At 59.0% G+C, this 25,394-nt stretch carries 23 protein-coding genes; 7 read left to right on the top strand and 16 right to left on the bottom strand.

Translation table 11 applies throughout. From position 1 onward, the window contains the following. Positions 1–14: 14 nt before the first annotated feature. The 4 genes from KW837_RS09315 to KW837_RS09330 all read right to left on the bottom strand — a co-directional run bounded on the left by KW837_RS09315 (position 15) and on the right by KW837_RS09330 (position 4,326). The gene (locus KW837_RS09315) at positions 15–932 is read right to left on the bottom strand and encodes an SdiA-regulated domain-containing protein (RefSeq protein WP_192344953.1); all 918 of its coding nucleotides are present in this window, start codon (positions 930–932) and stop codon (positions 15–17) included. A 97-nt stretch (positions 933–1,029) separates the two neighbouring features. Continuing rightward, a complete protein-coding gene (locus KW837_RS09320) occupies positions 1,030–1,959 on the bottom strand; it encodes an SdiA-regulated domain-containing protein (RefSeq protein ID WP_218395338.1) in 930 nt (309 codons plus the stop codon). A 270-nt stretch (positions 1,960–2,229) separates the two neighbouring features. Further along, positions 2,230–2,895 carry a fumarylacetoacetate hydrolase family protein gene (locus KW837_RS09325; protein ID WP_008007329.1) on the bottom strand — a complete coding sequence of 222 codons (666 nt, stop codon included), beginning with the start codon at positions 2,893–2,895 and terminating at the stop codon, positions 2,230–2,232. A gap of 36 nt (positions 2,896–2,931) precedes the next feature. Then, complete coding sequence (locus tag KW837_RS09330) at positions 2,932–4,326, bottom strand: FAD-binding oxidoreductase (RefSeq protein ID WP_063342217.1); 1,395 nt, start codon at positions 4,324–4,326, stop codon at positions 2,932–2,934. A gap of 204 nt (positions 4,327–4,530) precedes the next feature. On the opposite strand from KW837_RS09330, the gene serA reads away from it, so the two are divergent. Further along, positions 4,531–5,760 carry a phosphoglycerate dehydrogenase gene (gene serA, locus KW837_RS09335; protein WP_007897715.1) on the top strand — a complete coding sequence of 410 codons (1,230 nt, stop codon included), beginning with the start codon at positions 4,531–4,533 and terminating at the stop codon, positions 5,758–5,760. 63 nt (positions 5,761–5,823) lie between these two features. Here the strand turns inward: serA and KW837_RS09340 are convergent, their stop codons facing one another. Continuing rightward, positions 5,824–6,249: a DUF4399 domain-containing protein gene (locus KW837_RS09340; protein ID WP_218395339.1), complete on the bottom strand. Its 426-nt coding sequence runs from the start codon at positions 6,247–6,249 to the stop codon at positions 5,824–5,826. 135 nt (positions 6,250–6,384) lie between these two features. Between KW837_RS09340 and KW837_RS09345 the strand changes: the two genes are divergently transcribed. Then, positions 6,385–6,972 carry a transporter substrate-binding domain-containing protein gene (locus KW837_RS09345; RefSeq protein WP_218395340.1) on the top strand — a complete coding sequence of 196 codons (588 nt, stop codon included), beginning with the start codon at positions 6,385–6,387 and terminating at the stop codon, positions 6,970–6,972. Between the two features lie 125 nt (positions 6,973–7,097). Here the strand turns inward: KW837_RS09345 and KW837_RS09350 are convergent, their stop codons facing one another. Both KW837_RS09350 and KW837_RS09355 read right to left on the bottom strand, forming a co-directional pair. Further along, positions 7,098–7,583 (bottom strand): DUF523 domain-containing protein, encoded by a 486-nt coding sequence (locus KW837_RS09350; RefSeq protein ID WP_218395341.1) that lies wholly within the window; start codon positions 7,581–7,583, stop codon positions 7,098–7,100. 2 nt (positions 7,584–7,585) lie between these two features. Then, positions 7,586–8,218 (bottom strand): 2OG-Fe(II) oxygenase, encoded by a 633-nt coding sequence (locus KW837_RS09355; RefSeq protein ID WP_218395342.1) that lies wholly within the window; start codon positions 8,216–8,218, stop codon positions 7,586–7,588. A 133-nt stretch (positions 8,219–8,351) separates the two neighbouring features. On the opposite strand from KW837_RS09355, the gene KW837_RS09360 reads away from it, so the two are divergent. Next, complete coding sequence (locus tag KW837_RS09360; protein ID WP_218395343.1) at positions 8,352–9,104, top strand: DUF2059 domain-containing protein; 753 nt, start codon at positions 8,352–8,354, stop codon at positions 9,102–9,104. Between the two features lie 132 nt (positions 9,105–9,236). Here KW837_RS09360 and KW837_RS09365 read toward each other — a convergent pair whose 3' ends face one another. Then, positions 9,237–10,184: an alpha/beta hydrolase gene (locus KW837_RS09365; protein ID WP_218395344.1), complete on the bottom strand. Its 948-nt coding sequence runs from the start codon at positions 10,182–10,184 to the stop codon at positions 9,237–9,239. Between the two features lie 97 nt (positions 10,185–10,281). Here KW837_RS09365 and KW837_RS09370 point away from each other — a divergent pair, with 97 nt between their 5' ends. After that, positions 10,282–10,860, top strand: a complete 579-nt coding sequence (locus tag KW837_RS09370) for a DUF6436 domain-containing protein (RefSeq protein ID WP_218395345.1) — start codon at positions 10,282–10,284, stop codon at positions 10,858–10,860. A 103-nt stretch (positions 10,861–10,963) separates the two neighbouring features. Next, on the top strand, positions 10,964–13,375 hold the full coding sequence (locus tag KW837_RS09375) for a penicillin acylase family protein (RefSeq protein ID WP_218395346.1): 2,412 nt from the start codon (positions 10,964–10,966) through the stop codon (positions 13,373–13,375). 226 nt (positions 13,376–13,601) lie between these two features. Here KW837_RS09375 and KW837_RS09380 read toward each other — a convergent pair whose 3' ends face one another. The 8 genes from KW837_RS09380 to KW837_RS09415 all read right to left on the bottom strand — a co-directional run bounded on the left by KW837_RS09380 (position 13,602) and on the right by KW837_RS09415 (position 22,826). Next, positions 13,602–14,492: an ABC transporter permease subunit gene (locus tag KW837_RS09380; RefSeq protein ID WP_007897694.1), complete on the bottom strand. Its 891-nt coding sequence runs from the start codon at positions 14,490–14,492 to the stop codon at positions 13,602–13,604. After that, on the bottom strand, positions 14,489–15,370 hold the full coding sequence (locus KW837_RS09385) for an ABC transporter permease subunit (protein ID WP_177319477.1): 882 nt from the start codon (positions 15,368–15,370) through the stop codon (positions 14,489–14,491). The genes KW837_RS09380 and KW837_RS09385 overlap by 4 nt, the downstream gene beginning before the upstream one ends. A 35-nt stretch (positions 15,371–15,405) precedes the next feature. Next, a complete protein-coding gene (locus KW837_RS09390; RefSeq protein ID WP_008067988.1) occupies positions 15,406–16,548 on the bottom strand; it encodes an ABC transporter ATP-binding protein in 1,143 nt (380 codons plus the stop codon). Positions 16,549–16,609: 61 nt separating this feature from the next. Next, positions 16,610–17,707, bottom strand: coding sequence for a polyamine ABC transporter substrate-binding protein (locus KW837_RS09395; RefSeq protein WP_218395347.1), 1,098 nt, complete (start codon positions 17,705–17,707; stop codon positions 16,610–16,612). Positions 17,708–17,951: 244 nt separating this feature from the next. Next, positions 17,952–19,049, bottom strand: coding sequence for a polyamine ABC transporter substrate-binding protein (locus KW837_RS09400; protein ID WP_218395830.1), 1,098 nt, complete (start codon positions 19,047–19,049; stop codon positions 17,952–17,954). A 182-nt stretch (positions 19,050–19,231) separates the two neighbouring features. Further along, on the bottom strand, positions 19,232–20,596 hold the full coding sequence (locus KW837_RS09405) for an aspartate aminotransferase family protein (RefSeq protein WP_218395348.1): 1,365 nt from the start codon (positions 20,594–20,596) through the stop codon (positions 19,232–19,234). A 57-nt stretch (positions 20,597–20,653) separates the two neighbouring features. Continuing rightward, entirely contained in the window at positions 20,654–22,012 is a 1,359-nt protein-coding gene (locus tag KW837_RS09410; RefSeq protein WP_123500359.1) for a glutamine synthetase family protein, read from the bottom strand. Positions 22,013–22,049: 37 nt separating this feature from the next. After that, positions 22,050–22,826 carry a gamma-glutamyl-gamma-aminobutyrate hydrolase family protein gene (locus tag KW837_RS09415; protein WP_218395349.1) on the bottom strand — a complete coding sequence of 259 codons (777 nt, stop codon included), beginning with the start codon at positions 22,824–22,826 and terminating at the stop codon, positions 22,050–22,052. Positions 22,827–23,104: 278 nt separating this feature from the next. Between KW837_RS09415 and KW837_RS09420 the strand changes: the two genes are divergently transcribed. Together KW837_RS09420 and KW837_RS09425 are read left to right on the top strand one after the other, a co-directional pair. Further along, the gene (locus KW837_RS09420; RefSeq protein WP_007897683.1) at positions 23,105–24,481 is read left to right on the top strand and encodes a glutamine synthetase family protein; all 1,377 of its coding nucleotides are present in this window, start codon (positions 23,105–23,107) and stop codon (positions 24,479–24,481) included. Positions 24,482–24,727: 246 nt separating this feature from the next. Then, the gene (locus tag KW837_RS09425; protein ID WP_218395350.1) at positions 24,728–25,366 is read left to right on the top strand and encodes a TetR/AcrR family transcriptional regulator; all 639 of its coding nucleotides are present in this window, start codon (positions 24,728–24,730) and stop codon (positions 25,364–25,366) included. The last annotated feature ends 28 nt before the right edge of the window (positions 25,367–25,394 follow it).

A 25,394-nucleotide genomic window follows, 5' to 3' on the forward strand; every position in this document is an offset into this window, starting at 1 on the left:
GGTACGCGTGCTGGTCAGGGTTGCGGTGGTTTTTTGAAGACGTAGAACAGATTTGGCTCGCTGACGAGGTACAAGGTGCCGTCATCGTCCATGGCGATGCCTTCCGCTTGCGGCACAGTCTTCTGCAACCCCTGACGCCCCTTGCTCAGTGACAGGGTGGTCAGCGGTCGCCCGTCAACGTCCAGCTCCAGAATCAGTCGCGATTCATCGGACAGCGCCAGCAGATGGCCGCTACGCTCATCGTATTGCAGGCTCGACAGGTCTCGCACGAACATCCCGGCATCGCGCTTGGGGTTGTTCACCACATGCACCGCGTAGGACTTCTCCGGGTTGTAGTGCGGGAAGCCCTGCACTTCGTAGATCAGCATCGGGTCGCGCTCCTTGGCGACGAACAAGCGCTTGCCCACCGAGTCATAGGCCAACCCTTCGAAACCCTTATTGCCACGCATGTGCACGCCGAGGGTGATCTGTTCAGCGTCGGCGGCATCAAGGAACGTCGTGTCCGCCTCCAGATGAATCTTGATCAACCGTTGCTGGCGCTCGTCGGTGATCACGTAAGTGTCAGCGCTGATGAACTCCACCGCCTCCGGGTCGCCAAACCCGATCAGTGCCACACGCCGCAGGATTTTGCCTTCCAGGGACAATTCGATCAGTTCGGCATTTTTGTTGGTGACGGTGAACAGGCTTTTGCGCACGGGATCGAAGGTCAGCGCCGAAACATCGTCATCCAGACCGTCAATGACTTGCGCCTCGATCGTTACCTGATATTGATCCAGGCCAATCGACTGGGCATTCATCGGCTGCCATAACGTCTGCACATTGAACCAGGTGCGCTCGAACAGGCGCAGGTATTGGCCGACGGCAACCAGCATGATCAGCGCAATGACCGACAGGATCAGTATCAGGGGTTTGGGACGGGCAAGTCGGCGCATTCAGGCGGGCTCGGAAACAAGACGGGCGGATGAAATACCACGGCAGTATGAATTCAAGCTTAATGGCCAATGGCCTTTGACGACAATTGCCGAACTCCTACGGTTGTTTTTCGAAGCGATAGAACAGGTTCGGCTCACTTACCATGTACAACGTGCCCGCTTCGTCCATGGTCACGCCTTCGGCACGGGGAATGGTTTTTTTCAGACCATTGAAACCACCCAGCAGAGTCATGAAACTGACCTGCTCGCCTTTTTCGTCCAATTCCAGCAACAAGTGAGAGTCGGCGGACAGCACCAGGGTGTGGCCCGTGCGCGGATCGATGGCCAGGGCCGACAGGTTGCGGATATCCAGTTCGTCGCTGGACAGCTTTTGCTTGTCGCCCTTGAGGATTTGGCTGCCATCGCTTTTCCAGCTGAACAGCGCCGGCGGACGCTCTTCGCCCAGCAGCAGTTGCTGGTTACGCGCATCCCAGACGATCGCCTCGAAGGCCTTATTCTGGTTTTTCGACGGGCCCAGGTCGTATTTCGGGAAACTGGCGATATTCAGTTCGCGAGTATCGGCATCGACCTTGACGATGGAAAGCAGGTGTTTGCGCTCATCGGTAATCGCCAGTAAACCGTTGCCCATGACCGCCACCGCTTCCGGGTTGCCCCAACCCACCAGAGGCATCTTGCGCAACACATCGCCCTGCAACGTCAGCTCGACCAGGAACGGATTCTTGCCCATCACCGCAAACAGGGTTTTGGTCTGCGGGTCATAAGAAACATCTGACGCTTCGTCCTTCTCCATGCCCGGCAGCAACTTGGCGTCGATCACCGCCCGGTAATCCGGCAGCCAGATACTCTCTTTTCGCTCGGCCGGGCTTTCGAAACGCTCCATCACCCAGAGCACGCCGCGATCATCCCAGTGCATCGCAAACACGAGGCCATATACGGCAACCGACACCAGCAAAAGCCAGGAATACCAACGCATGACAAAGCGCGAGCGGCGGGCAGTTTTCAGCTTGGACAGCGGTTGGGTGGCCATGCAGGGATGCGTTCCAGAAATTCAGGCTATGGGTAATAGCACATTGGGACTGGCTCAGACGCCAGAAGCCCCGGAATTATCCGGACAACATGTGAAAAAAACGGGAAATGGCGGGATTGCCCTTTGCGGGCAGATGCGATTCCCAGGAAGGATCACAAACCAAAGTGGGAGCGGGCTTGCTCGCGAATGCGGTCTGTCATCCAACATTGATGCTGGATTTGACGACCTCTTCGCGAGCAAGCCCGCTCCCACACTGGGTTTTGCGTTGGGTCAGCGCACGCTGCTGGTGAAGCGGCTGGCGCCTGGCAGTTCGAGCACCAGTTCGTCACCGACATTCAGCGGGCCAACACCCACCGGCGTACCGGTGAGGATCACGTCACCGGCCTGCAGCGAGAAGCAGCCGGCCATGTACTGGATCATCGGCACGATCGGATTCAGCATGTCCTTGCTGTTGCCATCCTGGCGCACTTCACCATTGATGGTCAGGCGGATACCGATGTCGGTCAGGTCGGCGAAGGTACTGCCCGCCACGAACGGCGCAATCACCGCCGCGCCGTCGAAGGACTTGGCGATTTCCCACGGCAGGCCCTTGGCTTTTAGCTCGGCCTGTTTGTCGCGCAGGGTCAGGTCAAGAGCCGGGGCGATGCCGGAGATGGCATCCAGTACTTCTTCACGGCTCGGCTTGGTCGACAGTGGCTTGCCGATCAACACGGCGATTTCCGCTTCGTAATGCACCGAGCCACGCTCGGTCGGAATGCTGAAACCGCCTTCCAGCGGCACCACGCAACTACCCGGTTTGATGAACAGCAGTGGCTCAGTAGGCACCGGGTTGTCCAGTTCCTTGGCGTGTTCGGCGTAGTTACGGCCGATGCACACCACTTTGCCCAACGGGAAGTGAATACGCGTGCCGTCGACATACTGGTGCTGATAGCTCATTACCGACTCCTGTTTCGTAGCTCTTAAATTCAAAAGTCAAACAGCGAAAATCTTGCCCGGGTTCATGATGCCGTTCGGGTCGAACACCGCTTTGACGGCTTTCATGTACTCGATCTCAACCGGCGAGCGACTGTAGGTCAAGTAATCACGCTTGGTCATGCCCACGCCATGTTCGGCGGAAATCGAACCGTTGTACTTCTCGACGGTTTCGAACACCCACTTGTTGACGGTCGCGCATTTGGCGAAGAACTCGTCCTTGCTCAGGTTGTCCGGCTTGAGGATGTTCAAATGCAGGTTGCCATCGCCGATGTGGCCGAACCAGACGATTTCGAAATCCGGGTAATGTTCGCCGACGATCGCGTCGATTTCTTTCAGGAACGCCGGGACTTTCGACACAGTGACCGAAATGTCGTTCTTGTACGGCGTCCAGTGGGAGATGGTTTCGGAGATGTACTCGCGCAACTTCCAAAGGTTCTGCAACTGGGTTTCGCTCTGGCTCATCACGCCGTCCAGTACCCAGCCCTGCTCGACGCAGTGCTCGAAGGTTTCCAGGGCATGATTGGCCACTTCTTCGGTGGTCGCTTCGAATTCCAGCAGCGCGTAGAACGGGCAATCGGATTCGAACGGCGCCGGTACGTCACCGCGCGCCATAACCTTGGCCAAGGCTTTATCGGAGAAGAATTCGAAGGCAGTCAGGTCAAGCTTGCTCTGGAACGCGTGCAATACCGGCATGATCGAATCGAAATCGGCAGTGCCGAGGACCATCGCGGTGAGGTTTTTCGGCGCACGGTCCAGACGCATGGTGGCCTCGACCACAAAGCCCAGGGTGCCTTCGGCGCCGATGAACAGCTGGCGCAGGTCGTAGCCAGTGGCATTCTTGATCAGGTCTTTGTTCAGTTCCAGCAGATCGCCCTTACCGGTGACGACTTTCATGCCGGCCACCCAGTTGCGGGTCATGCCGTAGCGAATCACCTTGATCCCGCCGGCATTGGTGCCGATGTTGCCGCCAATCTGGCTGGAACCTGCCGAAGCGAAATCCACCGGGTAGTACAAACCGTGCTCTTCGGCCTTGTTCTGCAATTGCTCGGTGACCACGCCCGGCTGACAAACGGCCGTGCGGTCAGTCAGGTTCACGTCGAGGATCTGGTTCATGTAGTCGAAGGACACGACCACTTCGCCATTGGCTGCCACGGCCGCAGCCGAAAGCCCGGTACGACCGCCAGACGGCACCAGCGCAACCTTGTGTTCATTGGCCCAACGGACAATGGCCTGGACCTGCTCGGTCGTCTTGGGAAACACAATGGCCGTCGGGGCCGGGGCGAAATGCTTGGTCCAATCCTTGCCGTAAGCATTCAGGGAGTCGGCGTCGGTCAGGACCTTGCCAGGCTCAACCAGGGTCTTCAGCTCATCAATCAGCGCAGGATCGGTCATCGACAGAACTCTCGAACAATTCATGGTCATCCTGAGAACGCTTCACGTCGCAGGAATGAGTGTTTAGCGGGGTGCATATGCTAGCATATCGACCCCGCAGCATAGTGCCCAACGGCTGTTCTGCGGCGACGGCTTTCTTGCCGTCCGGGTCAGCATCTGTTGACCATTTCCTGCCATTTTTCTCCGGGATACAGGTTTACGCAGATGAGCAAGACTTCTCTCGATAAGAGCAAGATCAAGTTCCTTCTTCTCGAAGGCGTCCACCAATCGGCTGTCGACGTCCTCAAGGCGGCGGGCTACACCAGCATCGAGTACCTCACAGGTTCTCTGCCGGAAGCCCAGCTCAAGGAAAAGATCGCTGATGCGCACTTCATCGGCATTCGCTCCCGCACTCAGCTGACCGAAGAGATCTTCGATCACGCGAAGAAACTGGTGGCTGTCGGCTGTTTCTGCATCGGCACCAACCAGGTCGACCTCAACGCGGCTCGCGAACGCGGCATCGCGGTATTCAACGCGCCGTACTCCAACACTCGCTCCGTAGCCGAGCTGGTATTGGCCGAGGCGATCCTGTTGCTGCGCGGCATCCCTGAGAAGAACGCTTCCTGCCACCGTGGCGGCTGGATCAAGAGCGCAGCCAACTCCTTCGAGATCCGTGGCAAGAAGCTGGGCATCGTCGGTTACGGCTCGATCGGCACCCAACTGTCGGTTCTGGCTGAAGGCCTGGGGATGCAGGTGTACTTCTACGACACCGTGACCAAGCTGCCACTGGGTAACGCCACCCAGGTCGGCAACCTGCACGAGCTGCTGGGCATGTCCGACATCGTCACCCTGCACGTTCCGGAAACCGCAGCCACCCAGTGGATGATCGGCGAGAAAGAAATCCGCGCCATCAAGAAGGGCGGCATTCTGATCAACGCTGCTCGCGGCACTGTTGTTGAACTGGACGCCCTGGCGGACGCGATCAAGGACAAGCACCTGATCGGCGCGGCCATCGACGTATTCCCGGTGGAGCCGCGCTCCAACGAAGAAGAGTTCGAAAGCCCGCTGCGCGGCCTGGACAACGTGATCCTGACCCCGCACATCGGTGGTTCCACCGCTGAAGCGCAGGCCAACATTGGTCTGGAAGTGGCGGAAAAACTGGTCAAGTACAGCGACAACGGTACGTCGGTATCGTCCGTGAACTTCCCGGAAGTGGCCCTGCCGGCTCACCCTGGCAAGCACCGTCTGCTGCACATCCACGAGAACATTCCGGGTGTGATGAGCGAGATCAACAAGGTCTTCGCCGAAAACGGCATCAACATTTCCGGTCAGTTCCTGCAGACCAACGAGAAAGTCGGCTACGTCGTGATCGACGTCGATGCCGAATACTCGGAAATGGCGCAAGAGAAGCTGCAGCACATCAACGGCACCATTCGTTGCCGCGTGTTGTTCTGATAGTGACTTGAGTGACAAAAAAAGGAGACCTTCGGGTCTCCTTTTTTATGGGCGCGACTGATGTTACTTAACGTTGACGGTGATTTTCTCCGACACGATAGGCGGATCGAACGGCATGTGACCGCTGTCGCCCAGCTCAAGCTGCAAGGTGTGTTTGCCCGGCGTCAGCTTTACTTCAGCCTGGGTCTGCGCCTTGCCGAAGTGCAGGTGGTTGGCATCGTTGGGGATCGGTGCACCGGCGGCTGGCAGTTTATCGACATCGATCAGCAAGTGGTGATGGCCGGTGTTTTTGGTGACATCGCCCGCGGGCGCCAGCGCAATGTTCTCGACAGCGAACTTGACGACGACAGTTTGCGGAACCGTGGCTCCGTCCGCGGGAGAAACGATGGACACTTGTGCACCTTTGGGAGCAGGTGTGGCAGCCGTTGCCAGCATCGATGCACCCAGCAACAGTCCAGCCAGCGCTGCTCGTGACATAAAGCTTTTCATTCTCTTCTCCAGTTTTTCCGTAAAATTCGCTCGACCGTGACAACTTCACGGCCATTCGTTGTCGAAGGCACACGACAACCATAGCAAAGCGAGCCTGAACAGCGCGTCGCGATAAATGAATTCAAAGGAGTGACCATGCGCTTTTTGCCTGGCCTGATCTGCCTGCTACCCCTTTTGAGCCCTTTGGCTCATGCCGAACTGATGGACGATGTAAACGACCGCGGCGAACTGCGCATTGCCCTTGAGGCCAATACCCCGCCCTTCAATTTCAAGGATGACGACAAACTGACCGGCTTCGAGGTCGAGTTGGGTCAACTGCTGGCCGGTGAGCTGGATGTACGGGCCGACTTTGTCGTCACCGATTCCGTCGACCTGCTGGCCGGCGTCGAAAGCGGCAAGTACGACGTCGCCATCAATCACATAGCACAGACCCCGGAGCTGAAGGATCGTTTCGACTTCACCGAACCTTACATTCACACCAATGCGCAATTGATCGCGCAGAAAGAAGAGCAGCCGCGTTCAATCCTGTTGGTGCAGTCGCTGACGGAAGAAAAGCCGAAAGCCGCCCCGGCTGTGAGCATGGCCATTCCGTTTCAGAAGGGTAACCCGGCGTTTCACGCCAGCCTGGAAAACGCCTTGCAGCGGATCAAGGCTGATGGTCGGCTGGAGGCGCTGGAGCAGAAATGGTTCGGGGCGGATGCGAGTGTGGCGCCGAAACCATAAGGCACTGAAGATTTAATGTGGGAGCGGGCTTGCTCGCGAATGCGGTGTGTCAGGCAACATTGATGTCGACTGACACTCCCTCTTCGCGAGCAAGCCCGCTCCCACATGGGTTTTGTGGCAAGTCGTTAGTTCAGGGTTGCCAGCGCTACCGCCGCTTCGACCAACTCCAGCTCACTGAACACCTGCACGCCATGGCGCTTGAGCAATGCCGCGGTAACACCCTCACCGCTGACCCTCACGCCACTGAACGTCCCGTCATAGGTCAACAGATTCCCGCAAGACGGGCTGTTGGCCTTGAGCACGGCGATACGAATGCCGTGCTGCTGCACCAGCTCCAGCGCCTGATAAGCCCCCGAAAGAAACTCGGCACTGACGTCCTCGCCCTCGGTGGTGATGACCGATGCAAGGCCATCAAGCACTTCAGCTCCCTGCCCGCCCGGAATCTCCGCCGCGGCCCTTGGCGTCGGCAAACCACCGGCAACTTCCGGGCACAACGGCACCACCCTGCCTTCGGCAATCCACTGCTCCAGCAGATTGAATGGCCCACTGGCGCCGCCGTCGTAACGGACGCGGTGACCGAGCAAACAGCGGCTTACCAGAATCTTTTGCATGATCAGAACGGCTCGTTGCCACGACGGCGGAACCAGCCCGTCAACGACAGGCGATCTCGGGTTGCGGGCAGGACTTCGTGGGGGACTTCGCCCGACAGGAACACCACCAGGCATCCGCCAGTGGGCACCACATCATGTTCGACGCCTTCGTCCAGGTACATGCGCAACTGACCGCCATGCTCGGGCAGCCAGGCGTCATTGAGGTAGATCACCGCCGAAACCATGCGCCGGTCGTCGTCGCGGAAACGGTCGACATGCTTGAGGTAGAAAGCGCCAGGCGGGTACAGGGCGAAATGGCTCTCGAAATCTTCCAGGCCCAGAAACAAACTGCGATTCATCGCCTCACGCAGGCTGTTCATCAAGCCCAGATAGCTGTCGCAAGCCCCGGCCTGACCGGGTTCGAGCCATTGGATATGGTCACCGCGAATGCCCTCGCGGATCTCCGAAAACGGCCCGCGCCCTACGGCGGCCGGGGCGAGCTCGCCCTCAGCGGCACGTTTGCGACACTCGGCCGCCAGCGCCTGGGTCAGATCCAGAGGCAGGAAAATATTCTGCTGCGACCAGCCGCGCTCAGCCAGGTCGTCGACGATACGTAACAGCAGCGGATGATCAGAGGATATTTGCATGGCGCGCATAGTATTCCTGTGCCCGCAAATCCGACAGAGCCGCGCAGCGGAGGATTGGTCGGATAAGGCACGCAACCTGATACGAATTCTCGACAAGTACGAATGCCGCACGGAGAATAGTCGCCTGCTGACAGGAGTCCCTATGCGCCGTTTGCTTTTTTCACTGCTGATGTTCTGTGTTTTGCCCGCCTGGGCGGACGGCCACGACCAGTTGTACAAGGTCGCCGGTTGGCCAGAACAACGTGCGCATTTCAACGATGCTCTCTCTGCCGCTCAGCAGCGTTACCAGAACAGCCTGCCGCCGGCGGTGTTTCAGGCTCTGCTCAACAACAGTAATCAGCGCTTTGCGCCCAAAGCCATGGATCAGCGTGCCGAAGCGCAGCTGCGCAAAAAGCTTGCCGATCCGAAACCTGCATTGACCTTCTTCCAATCGCCCTTGGGCAAGAAAATCGTCGCCGCCGAACTGCTGGCGACCCGTCGCGATCAATTGGCCAAAAACGCCAAGGGCTTGCCGAAAATGCAGGCCAGCGATACCCGTCAGCTGATCATTGGTCACCTGGCCCAGGCCCTGCCTGCCCGCGAGGCCGGTGCTGAAGTCAGCCTGGCAATAGCGGGCGTGGCGGCCGACAGCCTGAGCTCGATGATCCCCGGCCTGCTCGGTGGCGGTCAGGCTCAAGGCATGTTGAACGGCCAGCGCCAGCGCCTGATGGAGCAGATCGGCGCCGACCTGAACAATACGCTGCTGTATGTCTATCGCGACCTGTCGGATGAAGAACTGGAAGAGTTCGCCACATTCGCCGAGTCCACTGAAGGCAAGGCTTACTACCAGGCGGCATTGGCGGCGATTCGGGCGGGGTTGGCGGTGGGGCAGAGTACGTCGAGCCTTACTCAGTAATCTGCAGCGTCTGGACGATCGCTTTCGCGAGCAAGCCCGCTCCCACACTTGATCTCTGGCGTACATGAATTCTGTATCCGCTGGAGATCTAATGTGGGAGCGGGCTTGCTCGCGAAGAGGCCCGAACGACCGCTAGAGATTTCGGCCCTTCATCCGCTTGCTCAAAAACCCGAAATACTCCTGCCGCAATCCCGCTGACTCATTCGCCAGATGATGCCGCGCCTTGGGCAGCATCAGCACCTGCGGCCGATCGAACTTATCCCGCAATACATCAAGGTTGTGCCTCCAATCCACGGTCATGTCCGCCTGCCCCTGCACGATCAGCGGCTGCCGCGGGCTGCTCGGGGCCGCTTCGATACGCTTGATCCACCGCCCCAGCGCACCAACCCAGGCCGTTGGCAGACGCAGCGGCTGCAGCGGATCGGCTTGCAGGAATGCGAGGAAGTCGGGGTCGTTGGAGTTCTCGCTGAAACGCCGGGCGATGCCTTTTACGAACGGCTTGAGCAGGTAATAACTGAGCTGCGACCAGCCCCAGGCTCGCGGCCGAACCAGTGGTGACAGCAGAATCACCTGCCCCTGGGCCGGACTGTTCGTGCCCTGATTGAGCACATGATCGATCACGATCGCCCCGCCGGTGCTTTGCCCGCACAGGTGCCAGGGCTGCGGAAGGCCCAGCGATTGCGCCTCGGCCAACAGCCCTTGCAGGGTGCTTTGATACTCGGCGAAGTCCTTGATGCTCGCCCGTTCGCCACTGGACAAGCCATGCCCCGGCAGGTCACAGGCGATCACCGCAAAACCCTGGTCCAGCGCCCACTCGATCACATGCCGATAGAGCCCGGTGTGATCGTAGAAACCGTGAAACAAAAACAGCGTCGCCTTCGCCCGCTCGGGCCACCAGAGCTGGCTGACCACTTCATAGCCATCGACCTCGAAACGCCCCAGGCCACTGCGCAGGTTTCGCCGGGGGAAATCCAGCCCATAAAAATGCTGATAGGCCATGGCCTCGGTCGACAGCGGCTGCCACTCGGCCAATGGCCGCAGGCTGGCACGCAAATGATCGGGGTCGAAAGTGGCAGACATGGGCTATTCCAGAGCGCGAAACGGACTTTATGGGCCTGCGATATTCATCTGTCGCGGCAAGCATGGCAAGCTAGCCGACCTTCGAGGATTGAAACCCATGCGTCCGGCCTACCGCACCACATTGCTTGCCAGCCTGCTCGCCCTTGTGTGTGCCGGCGTGCTGTGGGCCGCCTATGACTGGTTTCAGGCGCGCTACTTGCGCGCCTTCAGCTCGCACACTGCGGTGTTCTCCGGCGACCCATTGCGCCTGCCAGACGAACTTGCCGGCCCCGGCGCCATTCGCCTGGTGCACTTCTGGGACCCGGCCTGCCCGTGCAATGTCGGCAACCAACAACACCTGACCGAACTGGTCGAGCAGTATGTACCGCAGGGCGTCGAGTTCTATGCGGTCCAAAAACCCGGCAGCCATGGTCAATTGCCCGGCACCTTGAGTCGCCTTAAAACCATTGCTGTCCTGCCAGGTTCCGAACAGATCCCTGCCAGCCCGGCGGTGGCGATCTGGGACCGCAGTGGCAAGCTGGCGTATTTCGGACCGTACAGCGAAGGCCTGACCTGCAATTCGAGCAACAGTTTTATCGAGCCCATTCTGCAAGCGCTGAATGAAGGCCGGGCGGTGAACGCCACCCATACGCTGGCGGTGGGTTGCTACTGTCCGTGGCCTGCTGAGGTGAAGTAAGGCATTCCTGACTTTTCCAGGACCGCGATGCCCGGCACAGGAGGTCTGTGCTACACGTTTGCAGCCCACACGGGCGGCAATCCCGAAAGAACAAGGAGTCACCATGAAACGCGTCCTGACCGTACTTGCCTTGCTGATTGTCGTACTCGTCGCCGGGGGCGGCTGGTATGTGTACAGCAAGCAACCGACGCGCCAGGGCCAGGTGGCATTGCAGCACCTGCAAGGTTCGGTGACCGTGCGCTACGACGTGCGCGGCGTGCCGCATATCCGTGCCGAAAACGAAACCGACCTCTACCGCGCCCTTGGCTATGTACATGCCCAGGACCGACTGTTCCAGATGGAAGCCATGCGGCGCCTGGCCCGTGGTGAGCTGGCCGAAGTCCTCGGCCCGAAACTGATCGACACCGACAAACTGTTTCGCAGCCTGCGCATCCGCGAACGGGCAGACAGTTATGTGGCCGCGCTGGATCGACAGTCGCCGGCCTGGAAGGCTCTGCAAGCCTATCTGGACGGCATCAATCAATATCAGGACAGCCACGCGGCGCCCGCCGAGTTCGACGTGCTGGGGATTCCCAAGCGCCCTTTCACTGCCGAAGACAGCATCAGCATCGCCGGTTACATGGCCTACAGCTTTGCCGCGGCGTTTCGCACCGAACCCTTGCTGACTTACGTGCGTGACCAACTGGGCGCCGAGTATCTGAATATCTTTGATCTCGACTGGCAGCCCAAGGGCGTGCTGGCCAAAAGGCGCGCCAACCCTGCACCGGCCCTCACCGCCAATGACTGGAAGGATCTGAACGCCCTCGCCCGTTTGAGTGAGCAGGCATTGGCCGACAATGGCCTGCCGCAATTCGAAGGCAGCAATGCCTGGGTGATTTCCGGCAGCCGCAGCAAAAGTGGTAAACCACTGCTGGCCGGTGACCCGCACATTCGCTTCTCGGCGCCGTCGGTGTGGTACGAAGCGCACCTGTTGGCGCCGGGTTTCGAGCTTTACGGTTACCATCAGGCGCTGGTGCCGTTTGCGTTTCTGGGCCACAACCTGGACTTCGGCTGGAGCCTGACCATGTTCCAGAACGACGATCTGGACCTGATCGTAGAGAAGGTCAACCCGGACAACCCGAACCAGGTCTGGTATCGCGGCCAGTGGGTCGACATGGTCAACACCGAACAACAGATCGCGGTCAAAGGCCAGCCACCGGTCACGCTGACCCTGCGCCAGTCGCCCCACGGCCCGATCATCAACGATGCGCTCGGCACCGCCGCCGGCAAAACACCGGTCGCCATGTGGTGGGCCTTCCTCGATACGCCGAATCCGATCCTCGACGGCTTCTACCAGCTCAACCGCGCTGACACCCTGGCCAAGGCCCGCGCCGCCTCGGCCAAGGTTCAGGCACCGGGGCTGAACATCGTCTACGCCAACGCCAAGGGCGACATCGGTTGGTGGGCCTCGGCGCTGCTGCCCAAGCGCCCGGCCGGGGTGAAGCCCGGTTTCATCCTCGACGGCAGCACCCCTCAGGCGGACAAGGAAGGTTTTTACCCGTTCAGCGCCAACCCACAGGAAGAGAACCCGGCGCGGGGCTATATCGTCTCGGCCAACTTCCAGCCGGTGTCGCCGACTGGCATGGAAATTCCCGGTTACTACAATCTCGCTGATCGCGGTCAGCAGCTCAATCGTCAGCTCAGCGACAAGAACGTGAAGTGGGACAACGAGTCCAGCCAGAAGCTGCAACTGGGCACCACCACCGACTACGGCCCGCGCTTGCTCGCGCCGTTGCTACCGGTACTGCATGAAGTGGTGAGCGATCCCGCCGAGCTCAAATTCGTGGAGCAACTGGCGCAGTGGAGCGGCGACTATCCGCTGGACTCCATCAGTGCCACGCTGTTCAGCCAGTTCTTGTTCAACCTCACCGACGCGGCGATGCGCGATGAACTGGGCAACGACTTCTTCGAAACGCTGCTGCCGACCCGGGTGATCGATGCCGCACTACCGCGGCTGGCGGCCTCCGCCGACTCACCGTGGTGGGACAACCGCAACACCCCCGGCAAGGAAACCCGCGCCGATACGGTCAAGGTGGCCTGGCAAGCGAGCATGGCTCACCTCAAAACCACCCTGGGCGTCGATTCCACACAATGGCAGTGGGGCAAGGCGCACACCTTGACTCACGGCCATCCGCTGGGGACGCAGAAACCGCTGGAGCGGATCTTCAACGTCGGGCCGTTCGCGGCGCCCGGCACCCACGAAGTGCCGAACAACCTCTCGGCCAGGATCGGCCCGGCGCCGTGGCCTGTGACTTACGGCCCGTCGACGCGGCGGCTGATCGACTTCGCCGACCCGGCCCACAGCCTGACCATCAACCCGGTCGGCCAGAGCGGCGTGCCATTCGACAGCCACTATGCCGACCAGGCCGAGGCGTATATCGAGGGGGTTTACTACCAGGCGCATTTCAATGATGAAGAAGTGACGGCCAATACCCGTAGTACCTTGAAGCTGTTGCCAGCGCGTTCAGGGCAATAGATCTCTGTTGGTTTAACTGACGTCATCGCGCGCAAGCCCGCTTCCACAGGTTTTGTGGTGATCACAAGATTGTTGCTTCACACCGACCACTGTGGGAGCGGGCTTGCTCGCGAAAGCGGTGGGTCAGTCAACATGGATGTTGAATGTCAGTCCGTCTTCGCGAGCAAGCCCGCTCCCACAGTGGATTTGGGTTGGCCACACATGTGTGGTCAACCCGGCATCAAGCTCAAGCCGCTTCCGGCGCCTGGGCCCGGCGCACGTCCGGTTGTTTCCAGGAATCGGCGGCGCCCTCTTCGATGGCCTGCTGGATCGCACGCTTGCGAATCTCTTCGGCACGACGGCTGAAGTACCAGACCAGGAAAGTCACCAGCGACACCGCCAGCAAAATCAGGCTGGCCACGGCATTGATCTCAGGCTTCACGCCCAGGCGCACCGCCGAGAACACTTCCATCGGCAGGGTCGTGGAACCCGGACCGGACACGAAGCTCGCCAGCACCAGGTCATCCAGCGACAAGGCAAACGACATCATCCCGCCCGCCGCCAGCGACGGCGCGATCATCGGAATGGTGATCAGGAAGAACACCTTCCATGGCCGCGCGCCCAGGTCCATGGCCGCCTCTTCGATGGACAGGTCCAGCTCACGCAAGCGCGCCGACACCACCACCGCCACATACGCCGCACAGAACGTGGTGTGGGCGATCCAGATGGTGACGATGCCGCGCTCCTGTGGCCAACCGATCATCTGCGCCATGGCCACGAACAGCAGCAACAACGACAGACCGGTGATCACTTCCGGCATCACCAACGGCGCGGTGACCAGACCACCGAACAGCGTGCGGCCCTTGAAGTGGGTGATACGGGTCAGCACGAACGCCGCCAGCGTCCCCAGTGCTACCGCTGCAATCGCGGTGTAGCAGGCGATTTCCAGCGAGCGCACCACCGAGCCCATCAGTTGGGTGTTGTCCATCAACCCCACGTACCACTTGATCGACCAACCGCCCCACACCGTCACCAGTTTCGAGGCGTTGAACGAGTAGATCACCAGGATCAGCATCGGCGCGTAGATGAACAGCAAACCCGCTACCAGCATGAAACTTGAGAAACGGAAGCGCTTCATTCCTTGCCCTCCATTTCTTTGGCCTGACTACGGTTGAACAGAATGATCGGCACAATCAGGATCGCCAGCATCACCACCGCAAGCGCTGATGCCACCGGCCAGTCACGGTTGTTGAAGAACTCTTGCCAGAGCACTTTACCGATCATCAGGGTTTCCGGACCGCCGAGCAGTTCCGGGATCACGAACTCACCCACCACCGGGATGAACACCAGCATGCAGCCGGCGATGATGCCGTTCTTGGACAGCGGCACGGTGATCTTCCAGAAACTGTTGAAGGTGCTCGAACCGAGATCCGACGCGGCTTCCAGCAGGCTGGTGTCGTGTTTGACCAGGTTGGCGTAGAGCGGCAGGATCATGAACGGCAGATAGGAGTAAACGACCCCGATGTAAACCGCGAGGTTGGTGTTGAGGATCTGCAGCGGTTCGTCGATCCAGCCCATGCTCATCAAAAAGCCGTTGAGCAGACCGTTGTTGCTGAGGATGCCCATCCACGCATACACGCGGATCAGGATCGCGGTCCAGGTCGGCATCATGATCAGCAACACCAGCACCGTCTGCAGTTCTTTGCGGGCGCTGGCAATGGCGTAGGCCATCGGGTAGCCGATCAACAGGCAGAGGACGGTGCTGATCAGCGCCATCTTCAGCGAACCGAGGTAAGCGGCGATGTACAACTCGTCATCGCCCAGCATCGCGTAGTTGCTCAGGTTAAGCAGCACCTGGAGCTTCTGGTCGATGAAGCTGTAGATCTCGGTGTACGGCGGAATGGCCACGTCGGCTTCGGCGAAGCTGATCTTCAAGACGATGAAGAACGGCAACATGAAGAACATGAACAGCCAGATGAACGGAACACCGATGACCAACTGGCGGCCACCGGGAATTATTCGATTGAGCCGGCGTTTGAATTTGCGCAGGTTCATGAGCGAAGTACCACGCCGCTGTCGTCTTCCCAATACACGTAAACCTGATCACCCCAGGTCGGCCGCTGGCCACGGCGCTCGGCGTTGGCGACGAACGACTGGACGATCTTGCCGCTCGGCAGTTCGACGTAGAACACCGAGTGGCCACCGAGGTAGGCGATGTCATGCACTTTGCCGCTGGACCAGTTGTATTCGCAGGTCGGCATGGTCGGCGTCACCAGCAGTTTTTCCGGACGGATCGCGTAGGTCACGGACTTGTCCTGCACCGAAGTGCTGATGCCGTGGCCCACATAAATCTGCCGGTCCAGGTCCTTGCAGGTGATGATCGCGTGGCCTTCGGCGTCGTCGATCACTTCACCGTCAAAGATGTTGACGTTGCCGATGAACTCGCAGACCAGGCGGCTGGTCGGGGTTTCGTAGATGTCGATCGGGCTGCCGATCTGGGCGATCCAGCCCAAGTGCATGATCGCGATGCGCTCGGCCATGGTCATGGCTTCTTCCTGGTCGTGGGTCACCATCACGCAGGTCACGCCGACCCGTTCGATGATCTCGACCAGTTCCAGCTGCATTTGCGAGCGCAGCTTCTTGTCCAGCGCGCCCATCGGTTCATCGAGCAGCAACAGCTTCGGCCGCTTGGCCAAAGAACGCGCCAGCGCCACACGTTGACGTTGGCCACCGGACAATTGATGGGGTTTGCGCTTGGCGTACTGGCTCATCTGCACCAGCTTGAGCATGTCAGCCACGCGTGCATCGACTTCAGCGGCGGGAAGCTTGTCCTGCTTGAGGCCGAAGGCGATGTTCTGCGCCACGGTCATGTGCGGGAACAAGGCGTAGGACTGGAACATCATGTTGATCGGCCGCTCGTACGGCGGCATGTCCGTGATGTCTACGCCATCGAGGTAAATGCGCCCCTCCGTGGGCCGTTCGAAACCTGCCAGCATCCGCAGCAAGGTGGATTTGCCCGAACCCGAGCCGCCGAGCAGGGCGAAGATTTCGCCTTTCTTGATTTCCAGGGACACGTCGTCCACGGCAATCGTCTCGTCGAACTTTTTGGTGACCCGGTCGATTTTGACCAGCACCTGTTTAGGTGTCTGGTCGCCCTCGAGGGCTTTCTTATAGGCGCCGGAGGCAACTGCCATTTACGAAACTCCCAACAGAATTTGCAGTTCGCTCAACGTGGCGAACCTGGATAGTTTGAAGCTATTTGCCCGACTTGACCTTGGTCCAGCTGCGCGTCATCAAACGTTGAATGTTCGGTGGCAACTCGATGGAGACGTATGTCTTGTCGAGGACCGCTTGCGGTGGATAGACCGATGCGTCGGTGCGTATGGACTGTTCCATCAGTTCGTCCGACCCGGGGTTCGGGTTGGCGTAGCCTACGGAATCGCTGACCTTGGCAATCACCTCGGGTTTCAGCAAATAGTTGATGAAGGCATGGGCTTCTTTGGCGTTGGCCGCATCCTTGGGGATCGCCAGCATGTCGAACCAGAGCGCGCCGCCTTCTTTCGGAATCGAGTAGGCGATGTTCATGCCTTTGCCGGCTTCAGCCGCGCGGGCCTTGGCCTGGAACATATCGCCGGAGAAACCGATCGCCACGCAGATATCACCGTTGGCCAAATCTGCGATGTATTTGGAGGAGTGGAAATACGTCACGTAAGGCCGCACCGCCAGCAATTTGGCTTCGGCCTTTTTGTAGTCTTCTGGATTGGTGCTGTTGGCGTTCAGGCCCATGTAGTTGAGGACCGTGGGCATCATTTCATCGGCGGAGTCGAGGAACGCCACGCCACAGCTGTGCAGCTTCTTGATGTTCTGCGGCTCGAACACCACATCCCACGAATCGATCTTGTCGAGACCCAGCACTGCCTTGACCTTGTCGACGTTGTAACCGATGCCGTTGGTGCCCCACAGATACGGTACGGCGTACTGATTGCCTGGATCGTTCTGTTCCAGGCGCTTGAGCAGTACCGGGTCGAGGTTGGAATAGTTAGTCAGCTTCGATTTGTCGAGCTTCTGGAAAGCCCCGGCCTTGATCTGCTTGCCAAGGAAGTGGTTGGACGGCACGACCACGTCATATCCGGTACGCCCGGCCAGCAACTTGCCTTCCAGGGTTTCGTTGGAATCGAATACGTCATATACGGGCTTGATGCCGGTTTCTTTCTGGAAGTCGGCCAGAGTGGTCTCACCGATGTAGTCCGACCAATTATAAATATGCACTGTGCCAGCGGCCTGAACACTGACAGCGAGTGTCAGCCCGGCACCGACCAGCAGGGCATTGCGCAACAAAGAAAAAATAGGCAAGTGGAGGTCCTCTAAAATTAGTTGGGCCCAAGTTGCCCCGCGTTACATGACAGCCATGGCTGCCTGGCAACAAAACCGGCGCGCAACTTACCCTCGAAAAACCGTTCCAGCAAAACTTTTATGCAGAACCCTGTAGCAGCTGCCGAAGGCTGCGTTAAGGTCCGAAGGACCTTCCCGCGTTCTTGAGAGCGCAACCGCTGCGCGGTTGGACGCAGCCTTCGGCAGCTGCTACAGGGTTTATTACTTATTTACCGGATTTGATCTTGGTCCAGCTGCGAGTCAGGATCCGCTGGGTCGCGGCCGGCAAGTCGGCAATCGCGTAAAGCTTGGCCAACACGTCCGCTGGCGGGTAGATACCCGGGTCGGCAGTGATTTCTTTTTCAACCAGCGGCGTGGCGGCTGCGTTACCGTTCGGGAAACGCACGGCGTTGGTGATCTCGGCCATGATTTCCGGCTTCTGCAGGAAGGTCATGAACTTGTAGGCGCCTTCGACGTTTTCGGCATCTTTAGGGATGGCGACCATGTCGTAGAAGCTGCCAGCACCTTCTTTGGGAATGTTGTAGCTGACTTTCACCTTGTCACCGGCTTCAGCGGCGCGCGCCTTGGCCTGGTAGATGTCACCCGAGTAACCCACGGCGACGCAGATGTTGCCATTGGCCAGGTCGGAGATGTACTTGGACGAGTGGAAGTAGCCCACCGAAGGACGAATCTTCAGGAACAGCGCTTCGGCTTCAGCCAGTTGTTTCTTGTCCTGGGTGTCGGTTGGATAGCCCAGGTAATGCAACGCCACCGGAATCATCTCGGTTGGCGAATCGAGGAAGCTGATACCGCACGACTTCAACTTGGCAGCGTTTTCAGGTTTGAACAGCAAGTCCCAGGAGTTGGTCGGCGCATCGGCACCCAGTGCAGCCTTGACCTTGTCAGGGTTGAAACCGATACCGATCGAACCCCACATGTAAGGAAATGCGTGTTCGTTACCCGGGTCGCTTACCGATACTGCTTTAAGCAGGTCCGTGTTCAGGTTCTTCCAGTTAGGCAGCTTGGACTTGTCCAGCTTCTGGTAAACGCCGGCCTTGATCTGCTTGGCCAGGAAGTTGTTCGACGGCACGACGATGTCATAGCCGGACTTGCCTGCCAGCAACTTGGCTTCAAGAGTTTCGTTACTGTCGAACACGTCGTAGACAACTTTGATACCCGACTCGGCCTCGAACTTCTTGACGGTATCCGGCGCGATGTAATCGGACCAGTTGTACACGTGCAGCACTTTGTCGTCGGCCTGAACGGCGCCCGCCATCACGCCCATCAGGGACATGGCGAGGAGGGTCTTGCCAGCTATCTTCATACCTAATGCCTTCATGGGTAATGCTCCAATTTTTCTTTTTAACCACGTGCTCAGTGGCCGGTTAACGGGCATCCGAACAACCGTTAGTCTGGCAAGATCCAAGGCTGGCTTTCAAGGAAAGACCCATCCTTTGTTTGCACGGAACGAAGTGCAAACATTGCACCTCGCTCAGAGCCTAGCACTTAGCCCTGCAACGCACTCAGGGTCAGGTCCAGGCACTTGCGCGCCTTGGTCACCAACTCGTCGATTTCAGCCGGTGTAATCACCAGTGGCGGAGCAATGATCATGGTGTCGCCGACGGCGCGCATGATCAGGCCGTTTTCGAAGCAGAACGTGCGGCAGATCATGCCAACGCCCTTGCCTTCGTAACGTTTGCGGGTGGCTTTGTCCTGAACCAGTTCGATGGCCCCCAACAGACCGACCCCACGCACTTCCCCCACCAACGGGTGATCGCTCAGTTCCCGTAGACGCTTTTGCAAATAAGGTGCCGTTTCTGTGCGCACGCGCTCGACAATTTTCTCATCGCGCAAGATGCGGATGTTTTCCAGCGCTACAGCAGCAGCCACCGGGTGCCCGGAATACGTGAAACCGTGGTTGAAATCACCGCCTTCATTGAGCACTTCGACCACATCGTCACGCACGATCAGGCCGCCCATCGGGATGTAACCGGACGTCAGGCCTTTGGCGATGGTCATCATATGGGGCTTGAGGTCGTAGAAATCGGAACCGAACCACTCACCGGTACGGCCGAAACCGCAGATCACTTCGTCGGCGACGAACAGAATGTCGTACTTGGCGAGGATTTCCTTGATGCGTGGCCAGTAGCTGTCTGGAGGGATGATCACGCCGCCGGCGCCCTGGATCGGCTCGGCAATAAAGGCACCGACGTTGTCGACGCCGACTTCCAGAATCTTCTCTTCCAGCTGATTGGCCGCCCAGATACCGAACTCGTTCGGCGTCATGTCGCCGCCTTCGCCGAACCAATACGGCTGGGCAATGTGGACGATGCCCGGGATCGGCAAGTCGCCCTGTTCGTGCATGTACGTCATGCCACCCAGACTCGCGCCGGCCACGGTGGAACCGTGATAGCCGTTCTTGCGACTGATGATGACTTTCTTCTTCGGCTGGCCCTTGATCGCCCAGTAGTGGCGAACCATCCGCAGCATGGTGTCGTTGCCTTCGGACCCGGAACCGGTGAAGAACACGTGATTCATGCCTTCAGGCGCAACGTCGGCAATCACCTTGGCCAGTTCCAGCACCGGCGGGTGAGCGGTCTGGAAGAACAGGTTGTAATAAGGCAGTTCGCGCATCTGTTTGCTGGCGGCATCCGCCAGCTCATCGCGACCGTAGCCGATCGCGACGCACCACAGGCCGGCCATGCCGTCGAGGATCTTGTTGCCTTCGCTGTCCCAGAGGTAAACGCCCTTGGCGCTGGTGATGATGCGCGGGCCTTTCTCTTTCAGCTGTTTGAAGTCGCTGAACGGGGCCAGGTGGTGATCGCTGCTCAGGGTTTGCCACTCACGGGTTTGCGGGTTGTTGCTGGTCATGCGAATTCTCCTTGGATTCCAGTGAAGGCGCGGCGATTTACAGCCGCGCCCGGCGCATCAGACTGCGAAGAGCAGGAACTCCCGCTCCCACGAACTGATCACGCGCTTGAAGTTTTCATGCTCGGCCCGCTTGACCGCGACGTAGCCCGTGATGAATTTCTTGCCCAGGTATTTCTCGATGGTCTTGCTGTTTTCCATCCGTTCCAGGGCGTCTTCGATGGTCAATGGCAGGCGCAGATTGCGCCGTTCGTAGCCACGACCGACGACCGGCGCACTCGGGTTATGCCCTTCGACCATGCCAATCAGCCCGCACAACAGGCTGGCAGCGATAGCCAGGTATGGGTTGGCATCGGCACCCGGCAGACGGTTTTCCACCCGACGGTTCTGCGGCCCGGCATCCGGAACTCGCAGGCCCACGGTGCGGTTCTCTTCGCCCCACTCCACGTTCACCGGTGCCGAGGTATCCGGCAGGAAGCGGCGGAACGAATTGACGTTGGGTGCGAACAACGGCAGCAGCTCAGGAATGAATTTCTGCAAGCCGCCGATGTGATTGAGAAACAGCTGGCTCATGGTCCCGTCTTCATTGGAGAAAACGTTTTTGCCGGTCTCGATGCTGATGATGCTCTGGTGCAAGTGCATGGCGCTGCCCGGCTCGCCGGTCATGGGTTTGGCCATGAAGGTTGCCGCCACGTTGTGCTTGAGCGCGGCTTCACGCATGGTGCGTTTGAACACCAGAATCTGGTCGGCCAAGGACAGGGCATCGCCATGACGGAAGTTGATTTCCATCTGTGCCGTGCCGTCCTCGTGGATCAGCGTGTCGAGGTCCAGTTCCTGCAGTTCACACCAGTCGTAGACGTCTTCGAATAACGGATCGAATTCGTTCGCGGCCTCAATCGAGAAGGACTGGCGACCGGTTTCCGGGCGACCGGAGCGGCCAATCGGCGGTTGCAGCGGGTAGTCCGGGTCATCACTGCGCTTGGTGAGATAGAACTCCATTTCCGGCGCCACGATCGGCTGCCAGCCGTGGTCGGCGTAGAGCTTCAACACCTTCTTGAGCACGTTGCGCGGCGACAGCTCGATCGGATTGCCCTGCTTGTCGTAAGTATCGTGGATCACGATGGCGGTGGGCTCGATGGCCCAGGGCACCAGAAACACCGCGTTCTGGTCGGGACGGCAGATCATGTCGATGTCGGCCGGGTCGAGCAGTTCGTAATAGATGTCGTCTTCGACATAGTCGCCAGTCACGGTCTGCAACAGAACGCTTTCGGGCAGGCGCATGCCTTTTTCGGCAATGAACTTGTTGGTCGGCGAGATCTTGCCCCGGGTGATGCCGGTCAGGTCGCCAATCATGCATTCGACTTCTGTGATCTTGCGGTCTTTCAACCAATCGGTGAGCTGGTCGAGGTTGTTACTCATAAATGCCTCTTAGGCTGAGTTTCCTGGCTTTTATAAGTCAGGCGTTGTTTGACGCATCGGCGTCGCGTTGTAGAGCATGCTTGCGGCAGGCATCGCCAAATGCCTGGAAAATCGCAAGGTAGTCAGGATTCAAGCTTACCTGCCATTCGGGATGCCATTGCACCCCTAAAGCAAAAGCCTTGCCTTCGATGACAGAGACGGCTTCGATCAATCCGTCGGGTGCCACCGCTTCCACACGAAGACCAGGCGCCAGACGCTCGATGCCCTGACCATGAATCGAATTGACTTGAATCTCGCTCTTCAGGCCTAGCCTGGCAAGTACACCGCCTGGTTGAACGTGCACCGGGTGACTTGGCGCGTACTGCCCTTCCAGCGGCAGGCTGTCGTCTTCACGGTGATCCATGAACGGACCGGCCTCGTGAACCTTCTGATGCAGACTGCCGCCGAATGCCACATTCATTTCCTGGAAGCCGCGGCAAATGCCGAGCACGGGAACACCGGCCTCGACAGCGGCGCGGATCAGCGGGAGAGTGGTGGCATCGCGTGCAGAGTCATGAGCAGTACCCGGCGCACTGGCCGGGCCGTTATAGTGAAACGGTTCTATATTAGAAGGAGAGCCTGTAAAGAGAATGCCGTCCAGAGCGTCCAGAATATCGGACGGCGCCAGCTGATCCGCCAGGGATGGAAGAATCAACGGCAGGCCCTTGGCAGCTGAAGCCACGGCGCGTACGTATTTGTCGCCACTGATGTGATAAGCATGCAGACCGATCTGCTTTGAGCAGGCGGTGACGCCGATTAACGGCAGGCGAGACATGAAGCACCCCGGTATTATTGCTGTTATGGGTTTAAATCGAGCTTAGCCTTGTTCATTTTTTTACACAACACCCCCGTAAAAAATACAACACGGCCCGCTCAAGCTCGCGGGCGCCAAGACGACTGTAGGCAGAAAAACGCCCCAAAGTGCCTCAAAAAAGCCCCACGAGTGCTTTTTTAGGGCAAAAAAGGCCTCGCTTGACTTCGGCATGCCGTTCGGGTTGACTGGAATCCGAAGAGATCAATGATTGATATTTTTAACAACAAAGGTGTTGCATCATGTCGGTACCCCCGCGTGCCGTTCAGCTTAACGAAGCGAACGCGTTCCTTAAGGAACATCCTGAGGTTCTGTACGTTGACCTTCTGATTGCGGATATGAATGGTGTGGTGCGCGGCAAGCGCATTGAACGCACCAGCCTCCACAAGGTTTACGAGAAAGGCATCAACCTGCCGGCCTCTCTATTTGCTCTGGATATCAATGGCTCGACGGTGGAAAGCACCGGCCTGGGCCTGGACATCGGCGATGCTGACCGAATCTGCTATCCAATCCCCGACACCCTGTGCAATGAGCCCTGGCAGAAGCGCCCGACCGCGCAACTGCTGATGACCATGCACGAACTCGAAGGTGATCCTTTCTTCGCCGACCCGCGCGAAGTCCTGCGACAAGTCGTAGCCAAGTTCGACGAGATGGGCCTGACCATCTGCGCTGCGTTCGAACTGGAGTTCTACCTGATCGACCAGGAGAACGTGAACGGTCGCCCACAACCGCCGCGCTCGCCGATCTCCGGCAAACGCCCGCATTCGACACAGGTCTACCTGATCGACGACCTCGACGAATACGTCGATTGCCTCCAGGACATTCTGGAAGGTGCGAAAGAGCAAGGCATCCCTGCCGACGCGATCGTCAAGGAAAGTGCCCCGGCACAGTTCGAAGTGAACCTGCATCACGTGGCCGACCCGATCAAGGCCTGCGACTATGCGGTCCTGCTCAAGCGTCTGATCAAAAACATCGCCTATGACCATGAGATGGACACCACCTTCATGGCCAAGCCTTACCCTGGCCAGGCGGGTAACGGTCTGCATGTCCACATCTCGATTCTTGATAAAGATGGCAAAAACATTTTTGCCAGCGAGGATCCCGAGCAGAACGCCGCACTGCGTCACGCGATCGGCGGTGTGCTCGAGACCCTACCCGCGCAGATGGCTTTCCTCTGCCCGAACGTCAACTCCTACCGTCGTTTCGGCGCACAGTTCTACGTGCCGAACTCGCCGTGCTGGGGCCTGGACAACCGTACCGTGGCCATCCGCGTACCAACCGGTTCCTCCGATGCCGTGCGCATCGAACACCGTGTCGCCGGCGCCGACGCCAACCCGTATCTGTTGATGGCTTCTGTTTTGGCGGGCGTGCACCATGGCCTGACCAACAAAATCGAGCCGGGCGCACCCGTGGAAGGCAACTCCTACGAGCAGAACGAGCAAAGCCTGCCGAACAACTTGCGTGATGCACTGCGCGAGCTGGACGACAGCGAAGTCATGGCCAAGTACATCGATCCGAAATACATCGACATTTTTGTCGCCTGTAAAGAGAGCGAGCTGGAGGAGTTCGAACACTCCATCTCCGACCTCGAATACAACTGGTACCTGCATACCGTGTAAGCGGTTGCAGTAAAAACAACGCCGCCGGCTGACAAAGCCTGCGGCGTTTTTTTATGGCTTTTTTTCAGCAGGACCGAGGCGCCTGCTTCGCGAGCAAGCCCGCTCCCACATTAGATCTCCAGTGAACAAAGTATTTGTGTACGGGGCAGAGTTCAAAAGTGGGAGCGGGCTTGCTCGCGAAGGCGTCCGGGCAGACAACAACAAACCCTGCTCGTACAATGCCCGCTGCCCCCGCAGGAGACTTCGATGACCCGACTCGCCACCCCACGCAAACCCCGCGCCCGCAGTCAGGCCCGGATCGATTCGATACTCGATGCCGCCCGCACGCTGCTGGCCGCCGAGGGCGTGGCCAGCCTGTCGATCTACAGCGTCGCCGAACGCGCGGAGATCCCGCCCTCCTCCGTCTACCATTTTTTCGCCAGCGTCCCGGCCCTGCTTGAAGCCCTGACCGCCGACGTCCACGCCGCATTCCGCGCCTGCCTGCAAGCACCCATCGATCACCATGCCCTCAACGGCTGGCGCGATCTGTCGCGACTGGTGGAACAACGCATGCTCGCCATCTACGACGAAGACGCCGCCGCCCGCCAACTGATCCTCGCCCAGCACGGCCTGACTGAAGTCACCCAGGCCGACCGCCAGCACGACATCGAACTCGGCGACCTGATGCACAAGCTGTTCGACCACCACTTCGAACTGCCGACCCTGCCGAGTGATGTCGATGTGTTTGCGCTGGCCATGGAGCTGGGCGATCGGGTGTATGCACGCTCGGTGCAACAGCATGGGCAGATCACGCCGCGCATGGCTGAAGAAGGGATGCGGGTGTTTGATGCTTATCTTGGGTTGTATTTGCCACCCTATCTGCCCAAGCGCGGTATTACAGCCTGATCCTCGCGGGCTTCACTGGCCCCTTCGC

The organism is Pseudomonas sp. PDM24 (genome assembly GCF_019218905.1).
Lineage (GTDB): Bacteria > Pseudomonadota > Gammaproteobacteria > Pseudomonadales > Pseudomonadaceae > Aquipseudomonas.